General features: G+C 29.0%; 11 protein-coding genes. 5 read left to right on the top strand and 6 right to left on the bottom strand.

The window, feature by feature from the left end:
• Nucleotides 1-139: 139 nt before the first annotated feature.
• A complete protein-coding gene (locus G0Q09_RS13875; protein WP_219035318.1) occupies nt 140-1486 on the bottom strand; it encodes a sigma-54-dependent transcriptional regulator in 1347 nt (448 codons plus the stop codon).
• Nucleotides 1487-1678: 192 nt separating this feature from the next.
• Here G0Q09_RS13875 and G0Q09_RS13870 point away from each other — a divergent pair, with 192 nt between their 5' ends.
• Genes G0Q09_RS13870 through G0Q09_RS13855 form a run of 4 tightly spaced genes read left to right on the top strand, consistent with a single transcriptional unit; the run spans nt 1679 to nt 7340 of the window.
• The gene (locus G0Q09_RS13870) at nt 1679-2920 is read left to right on the top strand and encodes an efflux RND transporter periplasmic adaptor subunit (RefSeq protein WP_219035316.1); all 1242 of its coding nucleotides are present in this window, start codon (nt 1679-1681) and stop codon (nt 2918-2920) included.
• A gap of 4 nt (nt 2921-2924) precedes the next feature.
• Entirely contained in the window at nt 2925-3635 is a 711-nt protein-coding gene (locus tag G0Q09_RS13865) for an ABC transporter ATP-binding protein (RefSeq protein WP_219035315.1), read from the top strand.
• 5 nt (nt 3636-3640) lie between these two features.
• Nucleotides 3641-6040 carry an ABC transporter permease gene (locus G0Q09_RS13860; RefSeq protein WP_219035314.1) on the top strand — a complete coding sequence of 800 codons (2400 nt, stop codon included), beginning with the start codon at nt 3641-3643 and terminating at the stop codon, nt 6038-6040.
• Nucleotides 6041-6050: 10 nt separating this feature from the next.
• A complete protein-coding gene (locus tag G0Q09_RS13855; RefSeq protein ID WP_219035313.1) occupies nt 6051-7340 on the top strand; it encodes a TolC family protein in 1290 nt (429 codons plus the stop codon).
• Between the two features lie 57 nt (nt 7341-7397).
• Here the strand turns inward: G0Q09_RS13855 and G0Q09_RS13850 are convergent, their stop codons facing one another.
• Genes G0Q09_RS13850 through G0Q09_RS13830 form a run of 5 tightly spaced genes read right to left on the bottom strand, consistent with a single transcriptional unit; the run spans nt 7398 to nt 11213 of the window.
• Nucleotides 7398-8093 (bottom strand): cytochrome-c peroxidase, encoded by a 696-nt coding sequence (locus G0Q09_RS13850; RefSeq protein ID WP_257468278.1) that lies wholly within the window; start codon nt 8091-8093, stop codon nt 7398-7400.
• The gene (locus G0Q09_RS13845) at nt 8048-8539 is read right to left on the bottom strand and encodes a DUF6850 family outer membrane beta-barrel protein (protein ID WP_219035312.1); all 492 of its coding nucleotides are present in this window, start codon (nt 8537-8539) and stop codon (nt 8048-8050) included. The genes G0Q09_RS13850 and G0Q09_RS13845 overlap by 46 nt, the downstream gene beginning before the upstream one ends.
• 12 nt (nt 8540-8551) lie before the next feature.
• Nucleotides 8552-9556, bottom strand: a complete 1005-nt coding sequence (locus tag G0Q09_RS13840; RefSeq protein WP_219035311.1) for a DUF4876 domain-containing protein — start codon at nt 9554-9556, stop codon at nt 8552-8554.
• A 27-nt stretch (nt 9557-9583) separates the two neighbouring features.
• On the bottom strand, nt 9584-10621 hold the full coding sequence (locus G0Q09_RS13835) for a TonB-dependent receptor domain-containing protein (RefSeq protein ID WP_219035310.1): 1038 nt from the start codon (nt 10619-10621) through the stop codon (nt 9584-9586).
• Complete coding sequence (locus G0Q09_RS13830; protein ID WP_219035309.1) at nt 10590-11213, bottom strand: carboxypeptidase-like regulatory domain-containing protein; 624 nt, start codon at nt 11211-11213, stop codon at nt 10590-10592. The genes G0Q09_RS13835 and G0Q09_RS13830 overlap by 32 nt, the downstream gene beginning before the upstream one ends.
• A gap of 37 nt (nt 11214-11250) precedes the next feature.
• Between G0Q09_RS13830 and G0Q09_RS13825 the strand changes: the two genes are divergently transcribed.
• Entirely contained in the window at nt 11251-11415 is a 165-nt protein-coding gene (locus tag G0Q09_RS13825) for an NUDIX domain-containing protein (RefSeq protein ID WP_219035308.1), read from the top strand.
• Nucleotides 11416-11806 lie beyond the last annotated feature (391 nt).

Raw genomic sequence — 11806 nt, 5'->3', positions numbered from 1 at the left:
ATCGATATAATTGCAATAATGGATACAAATGTAAATGAAAACCAATAATTTTTGATTCCAATAAAAGCCAACATAAACAGAAGAAATGCTAAAAAAAGTATTCTAAATACTAACTGAAAAATAAGAGAATTGCGTTTCATTATTTATAATTCGTAATGTTATATTTTTCTAATTTTCGATATAAAGCAGCACGAGAAACACCTAAATTTTCTGCTGTTTTACTAATATTTCCTTCAAAAAAGTGTAAACGTTCTATAATTTTATTTCGTTCTATTTCATTCAAATTATTTGAATTATCAGTAATTTTTTGAGGAATAAATGTTGTAAAACCTAAATTTTCGATCGTAATTTCATTTTCTTCCGCTAAAATAACTGCACGTTCAATTCTATTTTGCAATTCTCGAATGTTTCCGTTCCAATCGTAGTTTTCTAATTGATACAAAATTTGTTCATTAATAACTGGTTTTTCGACCTCATATTTATCAGTATAAAGTTCTAAAAAATAATCAATCAAAGGTTTAATATCTTCTTTTCGTTCGCTAAGATTCGGCATTGTAACCGAAATGGTATTGATTCGATAATACAAATCTTCTCTAAAATGACCAGTTTTTATAGCTTTTTCAAGATTCGCATTCGTAGCAACAATTATACGAACATCGACTTTTCTTGGTGAACTTTCTCCTAAACGAATAATTTCTTTATTCTGAATAACTTGCAAAAGTTTTGCTTGCAAATGATTTGGTAAATTCCCGATTTCATCTAAAAAAATCGTTCCATTATTTGCAGCTTCAAATCGACCAATTGTATCTTCTTTCGCATCGGTAAATGCTCCTTTTTTATACCCAAACAACTCACTTTCAAATAGATTTTCATTCAAAGAACCTAAATCAACATGAATAAATTTTTCTGTATTTCGTGTAGAATTTTCATGAATTGATTTTGCCAAAACTGATTTTCCCGTTCCATTTTCGCCTAAAATCAAGATTGTTGCTTCAGTTTTTGCAATTTTATTGGTGATTTTATATACTTTTTCGATACTCGGAGAATTTCCATAAAACAACTTATTTTCTTTCGATTCTTTTATTTTCCTCGATTTTCTAAGCTGTTTTATCGCTTCTTTTATAAGATTAACTAATTTATCATTATCCCAAGGTTTTAAAATATAATCAATCGCACCAAGTTTTAAACCTTCAACTGCAGTTTCTACGCTTCCATAGGAAGTCATCAAAATTACTTTCGCTTTTGGTTGTGAATATTGAATCTCTTTTAGCCAAAAGATTCCTTCTTTTCCATCTTCATAACCTGTTCTAAAATTCATGTCCATTAAAACAACATCAATTTCATTTTCTACCAAGATTTGAGGAATCTTTTTAGGATCAGAACAAGTGATAATTGTTTCGAATTGGCGTTTCAAAAGTAGTCGACTTGCAATTAATATTTCTTCTTGATCGTCTAAAATCAGTATAGTGGCTAAAGTTTTCTTCATATTCAGTTTTGTCATATGTCCGTTTCTGAACAAATAAGTGTTCGTTTTCGGACAGTCTATTTTTTTATATAATTTTTTAAAAGAATTGATTTCAATGCTTTAAGAAATTATAAATTTTGGGCACATTTATTACGTATTGATAATTAGTAAAATAACCATAAATAAACGGCTGTTTGGTAAATTTAATAAATAATGGATACGAAAATCAATCAAAAAAATAAAAAATATAAACGCCTTGGAATAATTGCTGTGACAACCATAATTTTAGGAGGTTCGAGTTTTTATTTGATGAATCGACCACGAGCTTTAACTGTAAGTGCAAATGAATTGATGATAAAAGACGTTTCTGAAGATTATTTTGAAGATTTTGTTGTTTTTCAGGCACAAATAGAACCAATTAATTCAATCTTTATCAATGTGATAGAAGGTGGTTCTGTTCAAGAAATATTTGTAGAAAATGGAGAAATGGTTACAAAAGGTTTGCCAATTGCACGATTATATAATCCGAATACGGAACTTAATTTTTTGACGCAAGAAACGGCAATTATCGAACAAATGAATCAATTAAATGTTGCAAAACTATCTATTCGGAATCAAGAATTGGATTTATCAAAGGATTTTGTAGGAATTGAACACGATTTTAATCAATCAAAATTAGATTATGAATTGAACCAAAAACTGTATGATAGGGAAGTGTTAGCGAAAAATGAATGGGAAAATACAAAGGAAAAAATGCGCTACCAGCAAGAACGAAAAGCAATTATTCAGAAAAGTTTGGTTAAGGAACGTGAATCAAATACGATTCAATTAAAACAAATTAATGAAGCTTTAGCTATCATGCAAAAAAGTTTGATAACACTTCGAAAAAACAAACAAAATTTCTTAGTTCTAGCACCTGAAACTGGTCGATTGAGCTCTTTTGAAGCGACATTAGGACAATCAATAGAAGCAGGAAAAAGTATTGGAAAAGTGGATATTCTAAGCGGATATAAATTGGTTGCGATGGTGGACGAATATTATTTGGATCGAATTCAAGAAAATCAATATGGACAAATCGAAATTAAAGGAAAAATCATTAAAGTGAAAGTGACTAAGATTTCTCCAGAAATAAAAAATGGAAAATTTAAAACAGAATTAGAATTTATTGATAAAATTCCTGAAAATTTACAAGAAGGTTTATCCGTAGGGGTGAAATTGATTTTATCCGAAAAAGAAAAGAAATTAGTTATTCCAAAAGGATCCTTTTATACAACGACACAAGGGAAATGGATTTTTGTTGTCAATAATGATAAAGCAACATGTAGAAAAATTGAATTAGGTAGAGAAAATCCGAGTGTTTACGAAGTGATTTCTGGATTAAAAACAAATGAAAAAGTAATTATTTCGAATTACGAAGATTATAAAGAAGTACAAGAATTAACGATTAAAAAATAACATCATGATTAAAATAGAAAACTTATCAAAAATATTTATCACAGAAGATATTCAAACAAAAGCGTTGAATGAGATTAATTTAACCATCAATTCTGGAGAATTTATTTCCATTATGGGACCTTCGGGTTGTGGAAAATCTACGTTATTGAATATTATTGGATTATTGGATTCTTTCAATGGAGGAAGTTATGCGTTGAATAACCTTGAAATGTCTAATGCAAACGAATCGAAACGCTCTCAAGTTAGAAAAGAAAACATAGGATTTATCTTCCAAAATTTCAACTTAATTGATGAATTATCAGTTTATGATAATATCGAATTACCTTTGATTTATTCTAAAGTTTCGAACTCGGAACGAAAAAAACGAGTGCAAGAAATTGCCGAAAAACTAAACATTGTTCATCGTTTGCAACATTATCCACAGCAACTTTCTGGTGGTCAACAACAACGTGTTGCTGTAGCAAGAGCTTTGGTGATTAATCCTAAAATAATTTTGGCTGATGAACCAACAGGAAATTTGGATAGTATTAATGGAAATGAAGTCATGGAGCTTTTGACCGATTTGCATGCGCAAGGATCTACAATTTTGATGGTGACACATTCGGCTCATGATGCGGCTTACTCTGATAAAATTATTACCATGAAAGATGGTGAAATTCTTTCTGAAAAAATGAATCAGAAAAATGTAAATGTTTTTGAGAAAACTAAAATTTAAATTCAATGCTAAAAAATTGGCTTAAAATATACTTAAGAAATACGATCAAGAATAAAGGGTTTACATTTCTTACAATTCTTGGTTTAGCTATCGGAATTGCTGGTGTTATTTTTTCGACTTTGTATTGGAAAGATGAAACGAGTTACGATCAATGGAATCATGAGAAAGATAGAATTTTCGAATTAATCACTTATTTAAAACCTGATTTACAAATAGCTTCTACAACTGGTCCAATGGCGGAATTGGTAAAAGAAAAGTCAGATAAGATTGAAGAAACTTTGTTTTACATTCCTAGTTATTCATCAGAACTTTATATCATCAATCAGAAAAAAGAATTATTAAATAAAATTGCAATTACAGGGAATAATTTCTTCGATTTTTTCCCATTTGATTTTGTGCATGGAAATAAACAACAATTCGAGAATAATAGAAATGCAGTTGCGATTGAGGAGCAAGAAGCAAAACGAATTTTTGGAAATGAAAATCCTATCAATAAACAAATCAAAAATCTTAATGGAGAAATATTAACTATTTACGGCGTTTATCAATTGAAAAATAGTTCAGGGTTTTTACCTAAATATGTTATTTCAAGTCCTAATCAAAGTATTGATGATTGGAATAATTTTACCTACGCTTTATTGATTAAACTAAAAAATTCTAATGATAAAGAGGCTGTAGAAAAATCTATTAATAAAATTTATTACGAAAATATTGTACAGAGGTATTCAAAAGCAAGGGGTATTTCAGTTGAAGAGTATATTAAAACATCGAGCATAACTAAAGGATATTTACAACCAATAACAGATAGTCGTTTGAAAGCAGAAATGACAGGATTTCCAGAAGATAAAGGAAATTTTACTTTTCTGAAAATTAATCTAGGCTTATCATTTCTAATTTTATTACTTTCAATTATTAATTACATCAATCTTTCTACAGCTCAAACTATTCGTCGCGCGAAAGAAGTTGGAATACGAAAAATTTTGGGAGCTTCAAAACAAAATATCATTGTACAGTTTTTGTTTGAAACCTCTATCACAACGGTTTTTGCATTGATGTTAGCATTAACTTTTGTTGAAATTGCTTTACCAAGTTATAATGTTTTAATCAATAAAAATTTATCAATTGAACTTGTAGACTTTTTACCATATTTAATTTTAATATACTTACTTGTTATACTTTTTGCTGGAATTTTTCCTGCGATTTATGTTTCGAATTTTAAAGAATTGAATGTTTTGAAAGGGAATTTTTCAAGAAGCAAAAATGGAATTTGGATTAGAAATTTGATGTTAATTATTCAGTTTACAATTGCTACTTTTTTTATTATTTCAGGAAGCTTAGTGACACAACAAGTAAATCATATGAGTAAAAAAGATCTTGGTTTTTCGGGAGATCAAGTTCTTAATATTACATTGAAAAGATACGATTTAGGAGAAAAACGTTTAGATTTTTATAAAGCAATCAAACAAAATTTATTGAAGATTAAAGGAGTGAAAGAACTAAATGCAACAGCATTTAAGTTTGGAAATAATGCAATGAATTCTTCTCCAATCACTTTTAAAGATAAAAGTATTCAAATTCAAAATGTTCCAATTGATTATAATTTTATACAAATGATGAAAATCAAATTAAAAAATGGAAGAGATTTCGATCCTAAAATTTCTTCAGATACGATTAATAACATCATTTTGAACGAAACAGCAATGAATGAATTGGGAAATTTATCAATTGGAGATCAGGTTGATTGGAACGAGTTCAAATTTAAAATTATTGGAACTGTAAAAGATTTCAATATTGGTAGTCCAGAAAATAAAATTCCCCCGATGATGCTTATCAACGTGAATACAGTCGATTGGTTACAGAATAATCTTAGTCAAGTTTACATCAAAATAGAAACTGAAAATGCAACTGAAACAATTGCTGCAATCGAGAAGTTTTGGAAAACAAAAGTTGACAATGATTATCCATTTGAATATGAATTTGTTGATAAGCAATTTGCTCGTTCGTATGAAAACTATACAAAACAAGAAAAAATGTTCAAAATTCTGAATGTTATTGTGATTACAATCGCATTATTTGGATTGTTTGCGCTTTCATCTTACACAATCGAACGTAAATACAAAGAAATCGCCATTCGAAAAGTTTTGGGCGCAGAAACGTCTTCTTTATTACAAATTTTATCAAAACAATATATCTATTTCGCATTCATAGGTTTTGCACTTGCTATTTTACCAAGTTATTTTTTGATGCAAAAATGGTTAGAAAATTTTGCTTATCGCATTGATATTTCAATCTGGATTTATGTATTTGCTTTTGTTTTATTATTGAGTTTAACCTTAATTGTCGTTTTAATAAAAGCTTATTCCGCTACACGAATCAATAGTTTGAATTACCTGAAATACGAATAATTTTTTGTTTATGAATGCTAAATATTTTTTATTAATGGTTGTGTTTTTCTCTTTTTTGGGAAAAGCACAAAACCTAACGTTAGAAGATTGTTTGAAATTAGGGAGAGAAAATCAACCTGATTTTAAAATTCAGTCGATAAAAATTCATCAAAAAGTGAAAACTAAACGTTCTTTTGCTTCGCAATTTTTACCAACTATTGATGCTTCCGTTTCGCATGCGTATAATTTTGGTTCATCAATTGACCCTTCAACCAACACAAGAGAACCATCTAATATTCAGTCAGATAACATATCGATTAATGCTCAAATTAATTTGTTTGATTTTTCTAAATTAAATCAAACAACAATACAAAACTATGATATCGAATTAGAAAAACTTGAATTAAAAACAATTCAAAATCAATATGATTTATTGGTCTTAGAAAAATATATGGCGACTTTGGCTTTACAGGAATGGCAAAATGTTTTGAAATCTCAAATGGAAAATTCTCAGATACAATTTGTTCGAATTTCGAAAGAAGTAGAGGAAGGGAAGCGTCCAAAAAGTGATTTTTATGATATTCAAGTCATTGTTCTTCAAGAGCAAAATGATTTAGAAAAATCTAAACACGATGAAATTATAAGTAAAACTGAATTGATTCAATTATTGAATATAACAAGTATTTCCCCAGAAAATATGACGTTACAACAACCTTTGTTAGATGAAATGAATCAAAATGAATTCAATTTTTCAACTTATCCATCCATCGAAAAATATGAGTTGAATACGAAGAAAATCAATGAAGAATATAAACAGTTATTTGGTAAATATGTACCAAGTTTATTCTTGAATTATTCTTACGGAACTTTTTATGCGCAGAAAATTAAAAGTTTGGCGGATACTAATTTTCAGTTTGGAAATCAATTAAAAGACAACAAAAGTCAATATATTGGATTGAATCTTTCTATTCCAATTTATTCGAGAGGAAATACAGCGCAACAACGAGAATTGAAAAAAATTGAATTACAATTGAATGAAGCGCAAAAAGATAAAGAGGAAAAACGATTAAATGATCTCGTTAATCTTGAAATAAAAAAATTAAATTTATTGAAAGATTTGGCCAATTCTTTAATTGAAATTGCAAAGGCTTCTGAGCAATCTTTTGAAACCACAGAAACAAAATATAAGTTTGATAAAGTTGATGCTTCGGTTTACAAATCGTCTAAAAATCAAGTATTGCAATCAAAATATAATGAACTCAATAATAATTTGAGTCAAGTATTTATTCAAAATCAATTGAAAATTTTAGTTGAAAATTAAACTATACAAAACAAAAAACGACTCAATAAATTGAGTCGTTTTGCTATTTATAAGTTGTTATTTATTCGGTAATTGTGGTGGACGTATTTTGTATTGATTCTGTTTCAAACTCATCAAAAAAGCTTCTAATGCATCCATTTCCGAAGCAGTTAAATTCAATTTCTGAACTAACTCTGTTGTTTTCGGAAATAATGAATCATTTTTCTGTTTCTCATTTGGTTGAAAATGGAACATTCCTGCATTGTACATATTGATTACACCACGAATCGTAGGAAAAAGTCCGTTGTGCATATAAGGAGCATTTTGAGGAACTTCTCGTAATGAAGGCGTTTTAAATTCACCAACATTCTTAGCCAATTTAGTTGTATTGTATAATCCTAAATCTTCGTATTCTCGACCATAATATGTCAAACCTATATTATGAAATTTATTATCCGAAAAATACGCTGTATTGTGACAATTGATGCAACGCGCTTTTGTACGAAAAAGATGTAAACCTTCAATTTCTTGATCAGTTAATTCATCCGATTTTCCTGCAATAAATTTATCAAATCTATTTTTCGGAGATAAAATTGTACGTTCAAAAGTTGCAATTGCTTTTGTAATACGATCATTCGTTACTTTTTCGTCACCAAAAGCGGCTTTAAATAATTCTTTGTAACCATTAATTTCAGCAATTCGTTTTGTTGCAAAATCAATGTGATGATTCATTTCTTTTTTATCACGAATCGGAAATTCAGCTTGTTCTTCCAATCTGCTGCACGCGGAACGTAGAAATATTGAGGAGAAAGCACTTGTTGCTCATCTGTACGCTCGTCAGAAAGGTTCCATGAAAGATTTTTTTCATTGAATTTCTGCAAGTCAATCATTCCGAAAATTCTAAAACCATTTTCAGTTGTATATAAACCTTCGCTCAAAAAACCGTAACGACTTGTTTCTTCTGCTGTTTGTTTACGCGAAAATTGATTGTTTTTATGACTGAAATAAATTCCAGTATGCGTATAATCTTTAATCGGTAAAGAATGTGTCGCAACAGGTAATTGCCAATTCAAATCCTTTATAACTTGTTCAGCTTCGTTAGAAGTTACTTTTATCGAATCATTTTCTTGCGCAAATGATGTACTTCCTAAAAGTAAACAAGCAAAAGAAACAATTTTCAATAATTTGTTATCGTATGTTGTTAAATCAATTGATTTCATGTTTTTTAATTTCTATTGCGCAAAAATCTTTGGTTCAGCTTTGATGTTTACAAAATCGTTTGTCGAATTGTTTGTATCCTTCAAAATTATACGACCATTAATTGTTTTTTGAGTTTTACGAATAATAGATGTTGATGTATAAGATCCTGCTGTTAAATAGGCGTAACCAGCATCTTGTTTGTTCTGTAATTTTTTCGGAACCAATTTAGTTCCCATGTCTTGTGTTGTTTCTACAGCATCTAAAATAAAATAATTCGGCAATTGTAAATACTGATACGTCGTTTTATTTGATGGATTTTTAACTTTTCCAAAACCATTTATATCATTTTCATCAGCCCTAAAAAGAATATAAGCTTGACGACCTAAATTATCTAACAATAAATCTTTATTTCCATTTGCCCACCAAACAATATCTAAATCTGGAACAGCAGGATTTTGAATATCATATGAATATTGAGAACCTAAATAGCTCGTCATATTTACCTCAAAATCTGCATTTGATAAATCGACCGTCAACTCTGGTTTTAGAATTTCGATTACTTTACCATTTGCATCGGTGTAATTTCCTTTGTGATTTATCGCCGTTTGCGCAATTGTAATACTTTGTCCTGGTTGAACTGGATAAGTCGTTCCATTTCCTGGAATACGAACCGCATTCGCAACATACACATAACCTGTATTTGCTTCTGCACCTTTTGTGTTTCCTTCACCTTTAGACCAATCTAATTGTCCATTTGCTTGGGAATATGGTTGAGATTCGACTGTATTTGCGCCAAATAATTGTCCAAAAATTAAACCATCTGCATAAATTACTTCATTCGTCATTCCTGTTTGTATATTTTTTAGAATTGTTTTCGCATTTACAGGTAATTTTGAAGCATCAAAATCGCTATCAAAAGTAACTTTTGTTGTAAATGTAACGGGTTGAACCGCTGAATTTCCAAAATCATCATCAGAACAAGAATTAAATAATAAACTTGCTAAAATAGGAGTGAGAAGTATATATTTTTTTAACATAATAATCTTTTTTGAAATTGTTTAGAATTAGAAAGTATATTCAATTTTACCTCCCAATGAAAATTTTGCGATTTTTGAAACAATTCTTTCACCAGAATCGTTGATATAAGTAGGTTTTAAACCAAAAACATTTGTTGTATAAACAGATACTTTGAATCCATTTAAGAAATCTTTCGAAATACGTAAATGAAAATTATGCAATGAATTTTGTAATTCTGCTAATGTTTTTTGTGGAGCTTTAATCAAATGTCCGTATAATTCTGTATTTCCTCGATCTTCGACAGGAATTTCGTGATAAACAGAATTTTCATCTAAGTAACCAATTGGATTTCTATTGTTGTATTTATCGTGATTTTGAATAAAAATATGTTCTGTACGAAGAGATAAAATCAATCCAACTTTTTTTAAATGATAATTAAAATTTGTTCCAAACATTAAAGCTTCATCATTCGATTTTGGATTATAATAAACAGCATATTTCTCTTTTGCTAAAACATTTGTAGAAGCCGAATATTCATAAACAGGCTTATTATTTGTAGTTTTTGTATACGAACCATTCACTGAAATATCTAAATTTAGAGGTTTGATTCGGTTAAAATTCATAAACATTTCAATACCTTTATCTGTCGATTCTAAATTATTTTCCAAAGTATTATAAATAATTTGATAGGCTTCTTTCCCAATAACAGAATAAGTTGGAGTAGAAGTGGATGTGTCGACACTAATTGTAGAACCTTCTAAAGTTGCTACATGATCAACTCTTGAAATTCCATCCTTCAATTGATTATAATACCCTGTTACATTTAATGATCCAAAAGGTAAATTAACATCAAAACCAATTTCTGAATTGTAAGATCTACTTGGTTTCAAGTTTAAGTTATTTCCTTCCAAAAGAAACGTTTCAATCCACCCATATTGTTTATTGTTGACATAATAAATTCCGTCTCCCAACAAACGATCATAAATTCGATCTCCCGTGAATAGCTGATTTAACGAAGGTGCTTTAGAAGCAATACCGTATCCACCACGAATTCTAAGTTGTAATTTGACGTAAATCAACACCATAACTAGGGTTATTAAAATCATTGAAACCACCACCAGATAAGGAAGTAAACGCTTGCATATTTTCATTGTTCGAAATTGGAATATCGTTGACTACAATCGACGTCCCAAACGCTTTATTCTGAAAATAATCTTTGCGATCATTATTTGTATTACTTGACAAACTTCCTGATAATCCCAAATTATTTGAAGAAATCGCAGTTCTAAAAACAACATTTTTGAACTCGTTATTATTAAAATCCATTGTTACTTGTCCTGGTAATTGTTGCAAAACTTCGTTTAACGAAAACGCTTGCACATTTTCTATTGCTTCTTTACCAAGCGTAATCTCGGAATATTCTTTCTTTTTTTTTGGGAAAATATCAACTTGTTCCAAACGTAAAGTTTGATTGTATAACACAATCGAAACGTTATTTTCTGAAGAATCTACAACAATTTCTTGTGTTTCTTTTCCTTTTTGAGAAAAAGACAAATTAGTATTCTCGTTCGTTAATTCTATTGTAAAAAAGCCATCCGAATTTGTTTGTGTCCATCGTTTCGTTTGAGGATCCTGAACCTGAACGTTAGATAATTTTTGACCATTTTCATCCGTCACAGTACCAGTTAAAATTACAAAACCAAATTTTAATAAAATGAGTAAAGAATATTTAATTCCAATTTCTGTAAAAGGAATCGTTATAATTAATGGAAAATATTTGTTAGTTAAAAACAATAGAAACGAATGGGAATTGCCTGGAGGAAGATTAGAACAAAATGAATTAGTAGAAGAAACTGTTGTTAGGGAAATCAACATTTAAAATTATAAATAATGGATATATAAAAGAGCTTAATAAAATACTTTATTTAACATAATATATATTATAATAATAATATTTCATAGAAATATTATTATTAATAATCTTTATTATGTAAAGTTGAATAATGTCGTCTACCTATTATTTGGGATTATCTATACAACTTTGAAGGTTTTAGATTAGGAATATATTTTAGAACAATATAATTTGCAAACTATTTAAAACTATAATATGTCCATAATAACTATTTTTTATTGTGTCTGTTACAAAAATAAAGGACTGTCTCTTAAAGTGTGTAAGTTCAAAAATTAAGCTTGGGTTAGGTTCTACTTTTTAGAGTCTAACCCTTTCTTGATATAGGATTAAAAATTGATCAATAATAACTCCCCAGTTT

Origin of the sequence: Empedobacter falsenii, from assembly GCF_019308355.1 — a bacterium.
Lineage (GTDB): Bacteria > Bacteroidota > Bacteroidia > Flavobacteriales > Weeksellaceae > Empedobacter > Empedobacter falsenii_B.
The sequence above is the reverse complement of the archived record's forward strand: the minus strand, read 5'-3'. Positions and strand labels throughout refer to the sequence as shown.

Coding starts and splice junctions, on each gene's coding strand:
- G0Q09_RS13845 (WP_219035312.1), bottom strand. CDS start 8,539: ATGAAATCAATTGATTTAACAACATACGATAACAAATTATTGAAAATT.
- G0Q09_RS13865 (WP_219035315.1), top strand. CDS start 2,925: ATGATTAAAATAGAAAACTTATCAAAAATATTTATCACAGAAGATATT.
- G0Q09_RS13875 (WP_219035318.1), bottom strand. CDS start 1,486: ATGAAGAAAACTTTAGCCACTATACTGATTTTAGACGATCAAGAAGAA.
- G0Q09_RS13840 (WP_219035311.1), bottom strand. CDS start 9,556: ATGTTAAAAAAATATATACTTCTCACTCCTATTTTAGCAAGTTTATTA.
- G0Q09_RS13835 (WP_219035310.1), bottom strand. CDS start 10,621: ATGGTGTTGATTTACGTCAAATTACAACTTAGAATTCGTGGTGGATAC.
- G0Q09_RS13870 (WP_219035316.1), top strand. CDS start 1,679: ATGGATACGAAAATCAATCAAAAAAATAAAAAATATAAACGCCTTGGA.
- G0Q09_RS13825 (WP_219035308.1), top strand. CDS start 11,251: ATGAGTAAAGAATATTTAATTCCAATTTCTGTAAAAGGAATCGTTATA.
- G0Q09_RS13855 (WP_219035313.1), top strand. CDS start 6,051: ATGAATGCTAAATATTTTTTATTAATGGTTGTGTTTTTCTCTTTTTTG.
- G0Q09_RS13860 (WP_219035314.1), top strand. CDS start 3,641: ATGCTAAAAAATTGGCTTAAAATATACTTAAGAAATACGATCAAGAAT.